This is a genomic window from Acidobacteriota bacterium, from assembly GCA_016716905.1.
Taxonomy (GTDB): Bacteria; Acidobacteriota; Vicinamibacteria; order Vicinamibacterales; family SCN-69-37; genus SYFT01.
The window spans coordinates 255,488-270,770 of sequence record JADJUS010000003.1 but is presented as its reverse complement, the minus strand read 5'-3'; the positions used below and the strand labels follow the sequence as shown (position 1 = coordinate 270,770).

Annotated in this window: 15 protein-coding genes and 2 pseudogenes; 7 read left to right on the top strand and 10 right to left on the bottom strand. The window is 60.3% G+C overall.

Annotated elements, in window-relative coordinates; all coding sequences use genetic code 11:
- Nucleotides 1-105 precede the first annotated feature (105 nt).
- Nucleotides 106-871 (bottom strand): annotated as a pseudogene (locus IPL75_01515) (type I restriction-modification system subunit M N-terminal domain-containing protein).
- A gap of 230 nt (nucleotides 872-1,101) precedes the next feature.
- On the opposite strand from IPL75_01515, the gene IPL75_01510 reads away from it, so the two are divergent.
- Nucleotides 1,102-1,995 carry a hypothetical protein gene (locus tag IPL75_01510; GenBank protein ID MBK9238946.1) on the top strand — a complete coding sequence of 298 codons (894 nt, stop codon included), beginning with the start codon at nucleotides 1,102-1,104 and terminating at the stop codon, nucleotides 1,993-1,995.
- On the opposite strand, the gene IPL75_01505 is transcribed toward IPL75_01510, so the two are convergent.
- Nucleotides 1,945-2,634 carry an HAD family hydrolase gene (locus IPL75_01505; GenBank protein ID MBK9238945.1) on the bottom strand — a complete coding sequence of 230 codons (690 nt, stop codon included), beginning with the start codon at nucleotides 2,632-2,634 and terminating at the stop codon, nucleotides 1,945-1,947. The two genes, IPL75_01510 and IPL75_01505, sit on opposite strands and share 51 nt — an antisense overlap.
- Nucleotides 2,635-2,836: 202 nt before the next feature.
- Between IPL75_01505 and IPL75_01500 the strand changes: the two genes are divergently transcribed.
- Nucleotides 2,837-3,187 carry a S1 RNA-binding domain-containing protein gene (locus IPL75_01500; protein ID MBK9238944.1) on the top strand — a complete coding sequence of 117 codons (351 nt, stop codon included), beginning with the start codon at nucleotides 2,837-2,839 and terminating at the stop codon, nucleotides 3,185-3,187.
- Between the two features lie 346 nt (nucleotides 3,188-3,533).
- Here the strand turns inward: IPL75_01500 and IPL75_01495 are convergent, their stop codons facing one another.
- Entirely contained in the window at nucleotides 3,534-4,532 is a 999-nt protein-coding gene (locus tag IPL75_01495) for a PD40 domain-containing protein (protein ID MBK9238943.1), read from the bottom strand.
- Nucleotides 4,533-4,721: 189 nt separating this feature from the next.
- On the opposite strand from IPL75_01495, the gene IPL75_01490 reads away from it, so the two are divergent.
- Nucleotides 4,722-5,375 carry a zinc ribbon domain-containing protein gene (locus tag IPL75_01490; protein ID MBK9238942.1) on the top strand — a complete coding sequence of 218 codons (654 nt, stop codon included), beginning with the start codon at nucleotides 4,722-4,724 and terminating at the stop codon, nucleotides 5,373-5,375.
- Between the two features lie 378 nt (nucleotides 5,376-5,753).
- On the opposite strand, the pseudogene IPL75_01485 reads toward IPL75_01490, so the two are convergent.
- The 6 genes and pseudogenes from IPL75_01485 to IPL75_01460 all read right to left on the bottom strand — a co-directional run bounded on the left by IPL75_01485 (nucleotide 5,754) and on the right by IPL75_01460 (nucleotide 11,535).
- A pseudogene (locus tag IPL75_01485) lies at nucleotides 5,754-5,837 on the bottom strand (zinc-ribbon domain-containing protein).
- A gap of 118 nt (nucleotides 5,838-5,955) precedes the next feature.
- The gene (locus IPL75_01480) at nucleotides 5,956-6,279 is read right to left on the bottom strand and encodes a hypothetical protein (GenBank protein MBK9238941.1); all 324 of its coding nucleotides are present in this window, start codon (nucleotides 6,277-6,279) and stop codon (nucleotides 5,956-5,958) included.
- A gap of 333 nt (nucleotides 6,280-6,612) precedes the next feature.
- On the bottom strand, nucleotides 6,613-8,550 hold the full coding sequence (locus tag IPL75_01475) for an RNA-directed DNA polymerase (GenBank protein ID MBK9238940.1): 1,938 nt from the start codon (nucleotides 8,548-8,550) through the stop codon (nucleotides 6,613-6,615).
- Nucleotides 8,543-9,808 carry an RNA-directed DNA polymerase gene (locus IPL75_01470; GenBank protein ID MBK9238939.1) on the bottom strand — a complete coding sequence of 422 codons (1,266 nt, stop codon included), beginning with the start codon at nucleotides 9,806-9,808 and terminating at the stop codon, nucleotides 8,543-8,545. The genes IPL75_01475 and IPL75_01470 overlap by 8 nt, the downstream gene beginning before the upstream one ends.
- Before the next feature lie 551 nt (nucleotides 9,809-10,359).
- Entirely contained in the window at nucleotides 10,360-11,067 is a 708-nt protein-coding gene (locus IPL75_01465; GenBank protein ID MBK9238938.1) for a DUF2490 domain-containing protein, read from the bottom strand.
- Nucleotides 11,068-11,184: 117 nt separating this feature from the next.
- Nucleotides 11,185-11,535, bottom strand: coding sequence for a hypothetical protein (locus tag IPL75_01460; protein MBK9238937.1), 351 nt, complete (start codon nucleotides 11,533-11,535; stop codon nucleotides 11,185-11,187).
- Nucleotides 11,536-11,575: 40 nt separating this feature from the next.
- On the opposite strand from IPL75_01460, the gene IPL75_01455 reads away from it, so the two are divergent.
- On the top strand, nucleotides 11,576-11,968 hold the full coding sequence (locus IPL75_01455; GenBank protein MBK9238936.1) for a hypothetical protein: 393 nt from the start codon (nucleotides 11,576-11,578) through the stop codon (nucleotides 11,966-11,968).
- On the opposite strand, the gene IPL75_01450 is transcribed toward IPL75_01455, so the two are convergent.
- Nucleotides 11,957-12,442 (bottom strand): GNAT family N-acetyltransferase, encoded by a 486-nt coding sequence (locus IPL75_01450; protein MBK9238935.1) that lies wholly within the window; start codon nucleotides 12,440-12,442, stop codon nucleotides 11,957-11,959. The genes IPL75_01455 and IPL75_01450 overlap by 12 nt on opposite strands.
- Before the next feature lie 162 nt (nucleotides 12,443-12,604).
- On the opposite strand from IPL75_01450, the gene IPL75_01445 reads away from it, so the two are divergent.
- The 3 genes from IPL75_01445 (at nucleotide 12,605) to IPL75_01435 (ending at nucleotide 15,208) form a co-directional block, all read left to right on the top strand.
- Complete coding sequence (locus tag IPL75_01445; protein MBK9238934.1) at nucleotides 12,605-13,822, top strand: metallophosphoesterase; 1,218 nt, start codon at nucleotides 12,605-12,607, stop codon at nucleotides 13,820-13,822.
- A gap of 93 nt (nucleotides 13,823-13,915) precedes the next feature.
- Nucleotides 13,916-14,263: a hypothetical protein gene (locus IPL75_01440; protein ID MBK9238933.1), complete on the top strand. Its 348-nt coding sequence runs from the start codon at nucleotides 13,916-13,918 to the stop codon at nucleotides 14,261-14,263.
- A gap of 6 nt (nucleotides 14,264-14,269) precedes the next feature.
- Nucleotides 14,270-15,208, top strand: coding sequence for a homocysteine S-methyltransferase family protein (locus IPL75_01435; GenBank protein MBK9238932.1), 939 nt, complete (start codon nucleotides 14,270-14,272; stop codon nucleotides 15,206-15,208).
- Nucleotides 15,209-15,283 lie beyond the last annotated feature (75 nt).

Genomic DNA, 15,283 nt, shown 5'->3' with positions numbered 1-15,283 from the left:
AATGCGCTGCGTCGGCACCGAAGTCAACATTTCCGGTAGTGGGGTAACGCCGGCGTTACCCCGATGCGAGACGAAAGCCGACGAATGCGAATGGGTCAGGCGACCTCAGCCACAACTTGATTGACTGCGCCATCCACGACGCTCACCGAACCGCGGTGGCCCCCGCTGAATCATGCGGTCGACCAGCAGGTTGACGAGTTGATGTGGTGGCGCCTCGGTATTCCGTGCCGGGAGCAGGCGCCGGGCCAATTTGTACCGTAGAACATAACTCAGGATCGACCGTGGACCGAGTTCTGCCCAACGGCTCGGCTCACCGAGGATGTCGTCGCCATCGGCGCGCTTTCTTCGAAAAGTCCAGCGCCGAGTTCTCGAAGATGGAGATGAGGTCCGTGAGCCGCTCGACCAGCTCCTTGCCGCTACCCAGCTTGGCGGCGTCGTTGAAGTCCGGGAAATCCGAGAGTTTGTTGGCGGCCGCCGGCGGCGCCAGGACCTGCCTATTGATCAGGTCGCCGATGTTCTTGTTGCCCTTCAAGGCGACCATGTCCTTGAAGCCGGCCCCCTTCGGGATTGTGAACGGCGCGTACGGCTGCTCGGCGTACTTGTCGCAGATGTACTTGATGAACAGGAGCACCAGGACGTAGTCCTTGTACTGGTTGGCGTCCATGCCGCCACGGAGCGCGTCGCAGCTCTGCCAGAGGGAGCTGTCAGTGCCATGTGTTGGTAATCGCGGGGTCAGTCTACCAGCAGCGTGGACAGGCTGCGGCCTGTCGGACTGCGTAGCGGGATTCACCCGGTCCACGCAAATCCGAGGGCGCCGAGCCCGAGCCGGACTCCGTGAAGGCCAGGATCGTTGTCGCGGTGGCCCAGCCATGCTAGGGCAATGCCCGTAGGGCCGGCGAGGCCAGTGACCGTGACTGTGGCGGGATCGAGCCGCTGCGCGAAATGGCGATGGGTGGCGTACAGGACCGAGCGGATCCGAAAGGACCAGGCGTGGATTCAGCCGGGCCGCAGACACTGACAAATCCCGGAAAGGGGCATGTCTTTTTTCTTCGCTTGAACCCCTGCTCCGATTATGCTCCGGCAGTCAGGGAGACGGGCGATGTGACACATTTGAACGAACCGAGCGACTCGCTGAGGCATTCCTTCGTTGAGATGCTGTTTGCCCTAGTTGTTGGCCAGCTTGCTGTTAGCGTTGGCTACCTCGTCGCAGCGCCGGGCACAATTGGCGAAAAGTCGCCAGCACTGTCCCACTTGGCGCTGTGCCTCCTGACGATTGCAATGAGTTGGCTGGGCTGGAAGCGTTCTCAGTCCGCTGGTACCAAGAAGGCTCTCGAGCACATAAGGTCAATTGCCTTCGTCGTCTTGCTTTCAGACGTCGTCCTGGTGATCTTGTACTACCTGCTCGTTCTCGGTGCTGAGGTGAAGGTCCGGAGTGACTCGGCTCAGTTGGAGCCGGCCAGCGCCGTCCCGGAGGCGATTGTCCTCGTCGTCGTTTTCGTTGTTTTCCTGTGTTGGGATCTGATTGTCGATATTCTGTCACCATGCAGAAGCCCTAGACAAAAGCACTGGCTGGCGGGAGACATCATCAGGGCGTCACTTGTATGTGGTGCATCCTCAGCCGTCGGCCTCCTGCTTGTTGTCGTTGTCGCCTTGATGGCCACAACACAGGGCTCAGCCGTGAAGGTGATGGCACTCGATGCCTGCCTGCTGACTGCGTTGGTCTTGCATCGCACGTCGAAGGTCTTTGAACACGACGCCGCAAAGGCCATCGGCATCGATTGCTGGCCTGGCCTGACGACCGCCCGGCCGGCGCTAGGGTACGAACGAGGGTGGACGCGCAACGCCGTGCTTTTTGCGTGCTACATCATCGCCTTCTATTGGTCACGGTCCGAGCCGGGTGCAGCTGCGCGAAAGTCTCCCGGAGCTCTCCCTGAGCACTGTCAGTTATCTGTCCAGAATCTGCTCAACCGCGGAGGTCAATGTCCCGGCTGTTAGGAATGAAAGTCCGGGAGGAGCGACATAATCGCGCTCGTATTCCCAAGTGTGCGCGTCGAGCCGAATCGCATGAAGACCAGCGCTCACTGCAGGGACAATGTCCGACCGAAGGCTATTGCCCACGAGCCACGACGACCGTGGCTCAGATCCGAGGTCCCGGACAAGCTGACTTATGACCTCGGGCGATTTATCGCCTACTATTTCGATCCTGTCAAACCACCGCGCCAGACCGCTTGATTCAATTCTGCGCTGCTGCACCTCTTGGTTGCCTTTGGTGAGAAGACCGAGGTTAAAGCCATTGGCTCGCAAGAGCGCAAGCGCTGCTTCAGCATCTGACCTGACCGGCGCACGGCCGTCAAACACCTGCATGGCAACTGCGTTGATTCGCTGAACTACCTCGCCGGGTACGGCCCAGCCGGTCAATTCAAATAGTTTCTCGCAAGCTGTAACGCACGACAGCGGGAACCGACTTGCTGAAAACCCATGAACATCGACATTCTTGACGTCAATTTCTCTCTGCAAGCGTTCCCACAGCGAGCCGTTGCCACCACTGGCTTCAACCAATCCCCTGGCCTCACTCCGGGCCTCGTCGTAAAGCGGCTCGGTCTCCCACAAGGTGTCATCGCCGTCAAAGATCACCGCGCCCATTCTGAACCGCTCTAGAGGCATCGAGAGAGGATATCCCGAGACTTGCACTTCGGCCCCGTGCGGCGCCGAGGTCCCAAATGGAACTTCCGACGACGGCCGTATCAACATCGCGTGGTCAGACGACGTGGCGGCGCAGAAGGCGATCGCCATCATCCAGGAACTGACCGCGACGCCCGAACAGGACAAGGTCTACATGGGCCGCGTCGAGCGCATCACGGACTTCGGCGCGTTCATCGAAGTGATGCCTGGTGTGGACGGCCTGCTCCACCTCTCGGAGATGGCCAACTACCGCGTGGCCAACGTCCGCGACGAGTTCAAGGAAGGCGAGCAGATCGAGGTCAAGGTCATCAACATCGACCCGAGCGGCAAGGTGCGGCTCAGCCGCAAGGTGCTGCTGAAAGAGGGCGAGGGCATGACGCCGCGGTATCCCGGTGGCGGGGACGCCCACGGGGTCGGCAGCGGTGGTGGTGACGATCGTGGTGGCCGAGGCGGCGACCGTGACCGTGGGCCGCGCCGGGATCGCGACCGCGGCCCGCGCCGCTGAGGGCGATCACGACGGATCACACGGAGACTCCGAGGCTCAGAGGACTTCTGAGCTGCGGCGGCTCACACGGAGACGCACTCCGAACGTAGCTCGGTCTGGTCTTCAAGACCGAGAAGACAATGGTCCGAACGTAGCTCGGTCTGGTCTTCAAGACCGAGAAGACAATCAAGCCGGGCAGCCGTGAGCAACGTCGAAGGGTGCCCGGCTTTCTTCTTTTGCTCCATCCACCGACACTGCGCTCTAAACGGAGGCCCCTTGAGGGCCAGGGTTATGGGCGAACTTCCGTCAGAGGGTAAGCAGGGTGCCACTCTTCAGAACGGCGGCGCGACCTTGAAGCGTGGCTACGCTAGGGCCGACCGGTGATCACGGACCCGCCAGGAATCATGGTCCATAGGTCCAGACTTCCTGACCGGTCTGAAGTGAACACCAGTTCGTGCCGCTTTGGTGTCCACCGCGGCCATCCGTCAAACCCTTTTGAACGGGTTAGCTGAGTACTACTGCGGCCCGGGCTCATGATGTCCTTGATCCAGATTTCGAAGTTGGCTTTGCTCCTCAAATCGCTGGTGACTTCTCGGCCGCTACGCCCAAATGTCAGTCTGCCTTTGTAAGACACGTATACGAGCCACCTACCGTCAGGACTCCAGTCGGGTTGAAATTCGTTGGAATCATCCGACGTGATTTGGGAAATCGCATTGGATGCAATTTCTATTGTGTAAATGTCATAGCTCCGGCTTTGAGCTTGTGTGATTGCGGCGTACACGAGCCGTTTCCCGTCGGGAGACCAGCGTGGCTGAGTGCCTTGGGTGAGTTGCCGTTGGTTGCTGCCGTCGGCGTTGGTAATCCACACAAACACGTTTCCATTCTTGTCGCGCGCAGAGAACGCGATCTCCTTGCCATCCGGAGACCATGAAGGAAAACTGGCCCCAAAAGGCGCGTTCGTCAACTGCGTCAGGCCGCGCGCCTTCGGATTGACCGTCCAGATCTGTAGGATTCCTCGCGAGCGGTTTGAGGCGAACGCAATCTCTCCATTCAACGGATTCACGTCGGGGTAAACGTCCACCTCGTCGTAGGCAGGCTGCGTAACCGCCGATACTCCTCCCCCGCCGCCCCGTTCGATTCGGCAAATCCCAAGGCCGCCGAATCGATCACTTACGAAGTAGAGGAACTGGCCGTCCGGACTCCAAGTTGGGGTCGTTTCCAACGTACGGTCCGTCGTGACCTGCGTTTTCTGACCAATATCTGGCTCCTGATTCTGCACATAGAATCCCCCCGTCGCGACGACCAGCGACGAGCAGGCATATCCGACAGCGACAAGGGTCAAACTTAACCTTAAGATCGGGTTCATGAAACCGCCTCCTGGCAGGCGTCACAAGTATTACCGAATCCGTCTTACAGTTCACAATCCCTTCGTGACTCGTGTGACCGGCATAGCGAATCAAGCGCTCGACTCGAAACCGCCCCAAGTCGCCCCGTGTCGGCACCGCTGGGATGAGCGCGACTACAACAGGTGCCGTCTCTTGAGATGTGAGGACAAATGAAGAAGTGCCCGTTCTGCGCTGAGGAAATTCAAGACGCCGCGATTGTCTGCAAGCACTGCAAGCGTGACATCGTGTCCCGCAGCGCCCTGTCGACACGGGCATGCCCATTCTGCAATGCCTCTATTTCGCTCGAGACAAAGGTCTGCCCGTCGTGCGGCGACGACGTGAGCGGCGCTTCGATTCGCCTGTGTCCATCTTGCAGGACCACCATTTCGCTTGATGCGCCAACGTGTCCGTCCTGCGGCGAGGCCGTGAGAAGCGGGACAGAGCCAAGCTCGGCTCCAGCGTCGTCGAAGGAGTCGGCAAATCCGATCGTGGTTCTGCTATTTCTAGTCGTTCTCGCCCTCGCGCTCTACTGGACGGCGAATGGCTCGCCGTTCAGCGGACCCGCCAATTCCTACCTTCAAACCGGGTCCACTACTTCACCTGGCGTGACTCTGGCGCAATTTCAGCGCCTGAGTGATGGCATCACCTACTCAGAAGCGGTCAGAGTCCTCGGCGGCGCGGGGACTGAGCAGAGCCGGTCAAACATAGGCGGTCTGGTGACGGTCATGTATTCGTGGCCTGGCTCCGGGACTCTAGGCGCGAACATGAATGCCATGTTCCAGGACGACAAACTGGTCACGAAGGCTCAATTTGGCCTTAGGTGAGCGTCAGTTTCTCCGTTAGTGCCATCCTGCTCTCGCCGAATCTGCGACCGGCATTACTCCCGCACGAATGCGGGATCGCATCGCCAAGTACAGCGGGAACACCACAATCCAGAGCAACAGCGTTCCAAGGCACGCCGCCACCGGACCGCCGATTCCGTTCTTATACTGTGCGAGCTTGTGCGTACTGGCATCGGCCGCGACCCACAGGGCTGAACCCAACACCAAGAAGATCGTACCGTATGGCCCGAGAAACAGGGAGAGGAAGACAAGGACTATCGCGAGCAGGAAGAAGACGACTCCGGAGGTGGGAGTGGCGCCTGGAATTGGCGCAAAAGGGAGGGCCGGGCTCACGGCGGCCGCAGAGGCCGCAAGCACCGACGATGCGGCGAGGAGGCTCCCACAATGCTTGCATTTGATGGCCTCGTCCTGAATTTCCTCAGCACAGTAGGGGCATTTCTTCATTTCGTCACCTCGAGGCTCCATCGCGGTCTCGTGTTGAGTCGCCCGCTGAATTGCCTGCAGTACGCCCCGCGTTATTGGATTTTTTTTGGAACGGTGGGCCTGTCCCTATTTGAGTTCCTTACCTGTCGTACCGTTTTCCGCCTGTCGAAATCAGAAATAGCCTTTCCGAATACGGCAGTCTGAGATGGATAGTGGCATTCTGTCCGATCTGGCCGAGGACCACCGCCCGGCAAAGCAGGTTAACACCGCCCTGAATCCTCTCGCACATTGCGTCCGCCGAATCGATGAACTTGCCCTTGTTCATGCGCGAGATTACTAGCGTTCGGCCACCCGGCACCGCGCCGATTGGCTGGACGATGAACAATGTAACTTGCGTCGAGGCCACGGCACCGACCGTGAGCAATACGAGGAGAAGAAGCACGATCTTCTTGCGCTTGGTCATGGTCACTACCCCAACTAGTCTCTCAGGCGACCGAGGCTACGCCCGTTCCTTGAGAAGCGCAAGTAACGGAGACGCCGAGACTCAGAGAAGGCCAACACACTGGCCGGGCAACCCTGAGCAGCGTCGAGGAGCCCGGCTTCTTCTTTGCTTGGTAAAGAAGACCAGCCACCCGGAAGGCGAGCAAAAGCGCCGAGGCGCCGGCCGACCGGAATAGGGCCACTCGCCGCCAATCTGTGTGTGCTCGACGGCCGAGCCCGACGCTCTCAAAGAGCGCCGTAAGCCTACCATTGCTAGCAGGCTGCATTCGGCACGACGAGTGGCCCCAAAGACATGCTAGACGAACGCGTACACCGGCCGCAACTGCCGGCGCTCAAGCGTGTGTTCGATTTGGGTGCCGCTCCAATCGACAAAGCCAACCAAGTCTGCGAGACGCGAACACGATTCGTTCGAGGGGTTTCCCTTGAGAACTGCCACGACGAGGTCTCGGCGCAATCTGTGGGACAGATCAGGCGAACTCACAAGATCGCAAAAAAGCAGATACCGGTCGGCATCTTCAAACAATCGATGCCCATCTGCCACTTTGTCGATGGCATTCCTGTTGAGGTCATCTAAGTACCTCTGGTTCGCGGCGCGATCTTTGAGCAGACAGAACTTCGCGGTGACATACGCAAAGTACGTCGGCCGCTTCTGCGCGGCCAGCGTATACAGCGCCTCCCGTGATGGCCCGCCGGAGAAGAACTCCGGTCCTATGTATTGCGCGCCGCAGATGAGGAGATTATAAAGCTCAACGCTGTCGTGGTCTGATGAGAGCTCTTTCGAAAGAGATGAAATAAGCCCATGCAGCCCCTCTGCTGCGACGTGCCGCAACCGATCTAGGTGATCAGGCTCCACGACTCCGCCCCCGCCTCCTCCAAACGTGCGAACGACAGACAGCATCTGACAGAGGCTATAGCTGGTCCGAACTCTTGTATCCAACGCACACACGTAGAACACAAAGGTCAGCACATCGGCCGCCACCTCCGTAAGCAGTTCCGCTCTCTCTGGATTCTCGGCCTCTTTGCCTACGGCCTCAGATGCGCGTCCCAGCAGTCCGCGCAAGGACGACAACAGCCAACCGCTTAGGGTGTGAAATCCGACTTGATGTTGTGCCGCGATGAACCTCACATCCTTGATTTTTTGCCGAAACACTCGCGACCGTCGCCGGAGCTTGTCGATAACCTGCAGATCAGGCAGGTCGTCGAAGAAGGCTCTCAACTCTGCCAACGCCGCTGCTAACTCCTTGCGGGCCATTGAGATTCCAGAAACGAAGGGTCGTGAGAACGATACGACCTTGCTTTCGTTCAGGTAAAGCTTATGGCGCTGCAACTGCGCCCTTATCACCTCTTCCACTCTGGCCAAGACAGCTGTGTCCCTGGCGAACACATAGAAATCATCCACGTACCGTCTAACCGCGTAGTGCTTGCCGTGATCCAGCTTCTCTTCTCTAAGCTGGAGCATTACGCATCGATCGATGTCCTGGAGAATGATCTCTGCAAAGATACGAGAAATCTCCGGACCAACCACAATACCGTGTGTCTCCTTGTGGTTGGCTCCCTGCATTAGAGAGTCAAATCGGGCCTCGAACGAATAGGCGTTGCTGTACTGCTTGGCGTAGTCTCGCCCCTTCACTGCCCAACTGATCGTATGAGTGTAGATGCTGAAGAAGCACTTCGAGACGTCTAGCGTCCTTAGGAGCTCAAACCTCTTCTCAAGCTCGACAAACTCACTCGACTCAATGAACTTGCTCAGGAGACTGTAACGTCCGTACGAAAAGTAGGACACGACGTGAGAGACGTCAATCTCCCCGTCTTGGGCAGCCACATGGGGAATGCCCAGCTTGAAAGTCTTCTCCCCAGACATTTCATCGGCAGACAAAAGCATGGTCGGCGAAACCGGCGCACGCAGCGTAAATTCGCTCCTGCTGCAATAGTCGACCATCGTCTGGCTGTACGCCTCGTAAAACTCCGCGATCCGCATTTGCGAGACCGGATGGACTATCGACAGAGTCGTCCTCTTTCCGGTTTCTTTCGAAATCGAATAGTCGTACGGAATAGTGCCACGCGCCGAATCGGGAACAAGCTTCTCAAAGAGGATGGCCGACGGATCGGCATCAAGGTCACTAACTAAGGCGGCGAACCGGCGGTCGTTAGAAAAAATGACCGGCACTTCGTAAGGAAGTGTGTCCGTCAGAAGAGCACGCCACCTGGCGCGTTTAGCCTTTTGATTATGCATTTCGCCAGACTGCTCTTATTCGGTGCAAGCGTTTGGCAGCAAAGCGGACCGTCAGCCTCCGCGAGAATCCCTGAAGAAATGAGATCCGAGCCAACACTGCGCGATGCCGCGGAGAGAGCGTAGCAATTCTCGCTGCAAACTGACTATTTCCACCTTTGCGAAGTGCGTGGTAAAAACCGTCCAACTGCCGGAGTTCGGTAGAGGCGGACGGCGACGCTGCAACCTTGAAGTCAGCTCCCGTGTAAACTCCACAAAATCGGTAGCTGTAGAAGATACCCGACCGCACGTGAGTAGGGCCACCTGCTGTAGCCATCGCGTTACGACGCACTCGGTAGTTGCAAGATATGAATCTGAGCCGATCTAACAAAAGGCGAAAGTCTCCAGTTTTGTTGAAATCTTTGAAAGTAAGTACCGTTCGCGTCATTATTCGAGAAATTTTCTTGGCAGCGATCGAAATCTCGACCCTCCGGGCCGACTTATCGCCAACATGACCCCGTATGCGAAATCGGTAGCCTAAGTACTCGAACTCAGGCGCGGGGACCTGAATCGAAGTCTGAGTCAAGTCCAGACTGACAGTCTTGCTGTGACTAAACGCCATCCCGTCTGGCAAAAGGTTCTTGAGGTCCGCATCGATACTGTCGAACCGGTCAAAGCAAAAGATCACGATGTCATCCGAAAAGCGGTAGCACTTGTGCACTCCTGGAACTTCCCTTACACGACGATCAAAGTCCTTCATCGCCAGTTCAGCGAGAATCGCGCTCAGACCGACGCCTCGAGGAATGCCCTTATCGCTGGAGGAACAATGCTGTTCGAAGTATCGACGGAGAACACGCCGCATCTTTTCTGAACTCGCCGAGTCGTAGAGCAGCTGGTCCTTCAAAGGCTTAGTGGGAATGGACTCGTAGAACGAAGTAATATCCCGACGCAGCACGTACATTGGCGTAGAGTCCATTAAGGATTCAATAACGCCCTTGATAATTTTCTCTCGACTGGGCAGAGTTAGTCGCAACCGGCGACGGAGGTGGCGACATACCACTCGGAGTATCAGGTGGTCCCTATATCGACGGTATGAGACACATTCCTTGCCACGCACCATCGAACGATCGAATGGAGCCAACTGCGGATCTGAATTGACCTCCGACATCGCCAGATCGATGACTTGTTGTCGATCGAATTTGAGGTCGATTCCAAAGCGTTGCGAGTCGCCAACACGCAAAACCGATGCGAAGGTCTCCTGAGAAAATACCGAATAACTCATCTATTCCCCCGCGGAGCAAAACCGTGCCAAACGCCCGTTCACGCGATAGGCCCAGCGCAGTGTAATGCAACCCCCGGGACATCGGGAGAACGGCAGCGCACTCTTGTGGAGATGGATCGGCGAACAGTGTGACGCCAAGAGCACACGGGGGTGGCAGCGGGCTGGCCGCCAGTTCGCCGAGCCCCAAGAACCGCAGCACATCAGAACGTCAGACCAGGGCTTAGGGCCCTGAATCCCGAACCACAGGGCGTAGCTCCACAGGGTGGGGGCGGGGGGATGCCGCCAACGGGTGGGCCCCTCCCGCCGACGGCCCCACGCTTACACGGGTTGACCGCCACCTCGGTGCTGGGCGCGGGGCCGCGGGCCCGACGGACGCCGCGCGGCGCAGCGATGTGAGCATTAACCCGGTGATTTTCGGCACAATGGTAGCGGCGCCGCGCGCAAGGAGATCTCGATCTACGCGCCCCGCATCATCACGCTGGGTCTAAAGTCCGCTCTACGAAGACGAGACACGCTGGCCGAACGTGGCAAGCTGTCCGGCGCTTCTTCTGTCAGCGTAAAGTGACCGTCAGCACACCGGACAGCACGTGATTCAGCCGATGGGCGCCCAGGCTCGAATACACAAACTGATTCTGATAGCCGAACTCCACCCGCGCTCTGGGATTGAACACCAGTCCCATACCTACAAACGCGCGGTTCTGATCGAAGCCTCGTGCCGTGCGCCGGGTCTGGTTCAAGTGCGCCGAGAACTCATCCCACACCACGACTGACCAATCAGCGCGTGGCCGGACCGGGCGCGAGAACCGGAGCTGTTGCCGAAGGCGCCACGACGTGTGGTCGTTGCCCTCCAGGTTGCGCTGCTCGAGGCGCGATCGAGATGAGAACGTGCCCCCCGCGGCCGGATGGCTCCAAAGGAACTGCTGCCATAACCGATGCTCAGTGAGCGCTCCTCCCGAGACCGGCGTGGTCCTGAAGAAGGCGTAGCCCATCCACACGCTGGAATGCGTGGACACGTCGTAGGCCACGGACGGTCGGACGTACCACTGCTCCAACGCGTCTACGCCATCACGCGAGCGCACCTGCGACTCGAACACACCCCGCCATGGCGACGTCGCCTCCGGTCGCACCTGCAATGAGAGACCAACCCATATCCGCTCATCTGTGGTGGTCTGCGCTTCAACGGGTGACGCGCCGCTGCAGATCAGCGCGAGCGCGAGAACGGGTGAACACCATTGGATCAACGACACGCGGGATGGCACGGTGCATCGTAGTGTCTCGGCGCGCCTCGTCGCAATGCGAAGGACTCTCGCCCACAGCATCGTCGAATCCACCGGCGTAAAGGCCACTATGGAAGGCGACGGCGGAAGCCATCGCGATCATCCAGGAACGGAGAGGGTGATCACAAGTGGCGCCAAAACCACAGCTGATCTCATCAGCATGTGCAAGACCCAGGCGGCTCGCGATCCAAGCCAAAAGCAGACGAACACACCCAACCATCCGAGTGGGCCACCTGCCACGGCTGAGCCAATCCCACCGAGTACGCTGGCCAGGACGGCCCCACCGGCCCACCAGCGAATGGCCGCCTCCGGCCCGAAACGAGGTGGGGCAAGATATCGAATCGCCGAGGCATAACTCCAGCAAACAAACGCGGCCCGCAGCCACAAGTTGCCGGCATCAAGAAACAGCAGCAACGTGCCCCCCGCGAGGTAAAGAAGGCCGCCCAGCATTTGGGCACCATCATGACACCATCAAGTTCCCGTCGAGAAGATTCGCGAGCGTATCGGCCCCGGCGGCAAGGTCATCCGCTCCATCGTCGAGCGCACCGGCGTGAAGATCGATGTGGAAGACGACGGCCGCATCAACATCGCGAGTTCAGACGACGTGGCGGCGCAGAAGGCCATTGCGATCATCCAGGAACTGACCGCGACGCCCGAGCAGGACAAGGTCGAGTGCAGGGGTCACGAAGTCCCTCGCGCACCGAGGGTGGCGATGCGTTCGGGCTGCAAGGCGCGACGACTGAGAATACCGAGTGTATTTGAGGGAGGAGCAACGCCGCAGAGCGGGATGCAGCGGCAGCCGAATGCCGAAGGACTTCGTGATCCCTGCACTACATGGGCCGCGTCGAGCGCATCACGGACTTCGGTGCATTCATTGAAGTGATGCCCGAGACGCAGGTGTTTCTTCCGTGCGATACGCCCGAAATCCACGCGACTGGTAGTTCGCAAGGGCGTTCGGGTGATCGAGCGTGCACGTGTGGACCCACACGCGCGCCGCCCCTCTGTCCCAGGCTCGAGTGGCCGCGGCCGTCAGGAGCGGACCGCCGAGGCCCTTGCCGATGAAGGATGGCAGAAGGCCGAAGTACGCGATCTCAATGTCACCGCCCGCCTGCCGATCGAGTTCGTAGTACCCGGCCGGGGTTCCCGAGACGTAGGCCACCCAGGTCTCGAGTTCGGGTCGTTGCAGATACGCCCTCCAGCGCGTGTCGTCCCATCCTTGTCTGTCGTGCCAACCGTAGGCGGCACCCACGACGGTGTAGAGGAACCGGCTGAACTCAGGAGATGGGATCTCAACCTGCACCAGGCCAAACGGCGCCGCGGCCATACGTGCAGGCCGGAGTTCCGAGCGCTGCCGCATCTCCAGGTAGGTAGTGGTGACCACAATCAGCGCCTCCGCATCAACGCCGTCGCCGAATATTAGCAAGAGCCGTGCCCGGCCGGCCTGGGCCGCGCGCGTTACACTATCGCGATTGCCTTCTTCCCTCACCGTCACGTCCGGGAGCCGGAGCTGATGCCCGGCATGCGAAGAGGCCCCACCCGCCGGGAGTTCCTGGGCACAGGCGCGATCGCCGGCGCCGGCTTGGCCCTGGGCTGGCCCGCCACGCACCTCATCGCGCAACCGGTGGCGCCCGCCGACGGGCTCGCGTTTTTTGTCATCTCCGACACACACATGCTTGCGGACAGCAAGTCGCCCGGCATGATTGATGGAGCACGCTGGGCTCTGAACGAACGCCTCGTTGGCGTCCTGAACACGCTTCCGGGCCAGCCGTTGCCGGCGGCGATCGGTGGCGGGCGTGTCGCCCAGCCTCGCGCCGTGTTGCACCTGGGCGACATCGCGGATTCGGGCGACAAGCTCGGCGCCGCCCATGAGCAGATGACGGCCACCGAGTGGGCGGCACACACCCGCCTCTACGGACTGACGGGCAACGAGGGGCCGCTCCGCTACCCCATGTACGAAGTGCACGGAAATCACGACACGCCGCGCGCGGCCAACGTGGTCCTTCAGGGCCTGATTGCGCGCAACGCCCGGCGCCGTGGACTTACGGCCATCTCCTCCAACGGCCTGCACTATTCATGGGACTGGGACGGCATCCACTTCGTCGCGCTCGGGATCGTTGTCGGCGCCAATCTGGACGACCTGCCGATCAGCCGGTACGGTTCCTACGACAGCCTCGCGTTTCTGGTCGAGGATCTGCACACGCACGTCGCCGGCAGCGGCCGGCCGGTGATCGTGCTGCAGCACGTGGATCTGCAGCGGTACAGCGTGGCGTGTGACGATGCCGTCAAGGGCGGCAGCAGGGCCATGTGTTGCGAGGGCATGGCCAAGATCGCCTGGCACAGCAAGGACTGCCCCAAACATGCCGACGGCATCAGCATGAGCGAGTGGAGTGCCTGCGACGTGCGCGCGTATCATCGCGCCCTCGCGCCCTACAACGTGGCCGCCATCTTCCACGGGCACCTCCACGCGCGCAGAACGGACGTGTGGGATGGCCTCGCCGTCGGTGCGTCGCAGGGGATTCCCGTGTTCGGCGCCAAGAACGCCGGCGCAGGCGGTGTCAATCGCGCCTTCTTCTACTGTCGGATCGAGGGAGCCGAGCTGGTGGTCCGCGAATACCAGTCCAGCGGCGAGGAGGGCTGGAGTCGCGATCGATCCGAGATCCGCTGGGAGCCGCGTCTTTGGCGCGTCCCGCTTCAGCGGACGGCGGCCATGGCGCAGGCACGCGCAGGTAGTTTTTGATGACCGGCTTTTCAGGACGGGCGCTGACCCGGACGACTCGGACCAGCAAATACAGGATGCCAGCCACCCGGTGACGGGCGTACAGGGAAGAACATGGCGTATCGACGGTTTGTGAGTGGACGGGTCGCGGCGGTGCTGGTCGCGGCTCTCGTGATGATGGCGGCATCCGCTACGGCGGCTACAACCACTCGATTGGCCTGGCGACGCATGACGTCAACTGGCACGTTTGCCGGTCCCGATGAAGTGCCGAAGCCCGGCTTCGTCTTCGCCTGCGACATTCAGCTCTTCCGGTTCGACGAACAGTTTGGCATCCGCATCGAGGATACCGTGGCGATCACCGCAACGGGCCGTGAGGTGCTCTCGGCCGGTGCGCCGCGGACGGTGACGGAGATCGAAGCCCTGATGACGGAAGACGGCATCCTGCAGATGATCCGGCGGTAGTCCGCGATGAGCTACGCCCGAATCGCAGAACAACTACGGCTTGGTGACCGCATCATCCTCGATGGTGGCACGGGCACCGATCTGCAGCGCCGTGGCGCGCCGATGAGTGGCGACACCTGGTGCGCCGATGCCAACCTGACACACCCTGATGTCGTCCGCGCGGTCCATCACGGCTACATCGATGCGGGAGCCGACATCATCACGGCCAACACGTTCGCGACCAGCCCGCTGCTATTCCGTCATCTCGGGCGCATCGACGACATGGTGGGCATCGATACCGTCGCCGTGGCACTCGCGAAGGAGTGCGCGGCGGGCACCGAAGTCTGTGTCGCTGGATCCATGTCGACGATGCGTCCCGTGGTGCCGGGCGGCGATCGTAACGTTGAAGTCGACATCGATGAGGGCACGGCTCGGGCCCTGTTTCAGCGCAAGGCTGACGTGCTCAGATCCGCCGGCTGCGACTTGCTGATGATGGAGATGATGCGCGACACGGACTATGCGGTCTGGGCCTGCGAGGCTGCGCTCGCGACGAGCCTGCCGGTCTGGATCGGTATTTCCACCGAGCGCGGCAAGAACGGGCAGTTGCAAGGCTGGGGCCGTGACGACTGCGCGCTCGAAGACATCGTGCGCGCGCTCACGGCATTGCGGCCGGCGGTCATGATGATCATGCACACGTCGGTCAACGAGACCGAGGAAGCGCTGGCGGTGCTGCGCACGCACTGGTCCGGACCGATCGCGACCTATCCGGAATGCGGCTATTTCGAATCGCCGGACTGGCGATTCGTCGAGGTGATTCCTCCTGCGGAACTGGTGCGCACGTCGCGCCGCTGGCAGGCGTTTGGCGTAACGGCTTTTGGTGGGTGTTGCGGTATCGGACCCGAGCACATTGCTGCGCTGAGCGGCGCGCTGCCGGGCCACGCGGATTCGATCCGTCGCATGACCTGAGGGAGCTGCCGGTTCAAAGGCCATCGCAACGCGTCTCGGTCCATACCGCCGACGAAGATGTTGTTGAGGAGCGGG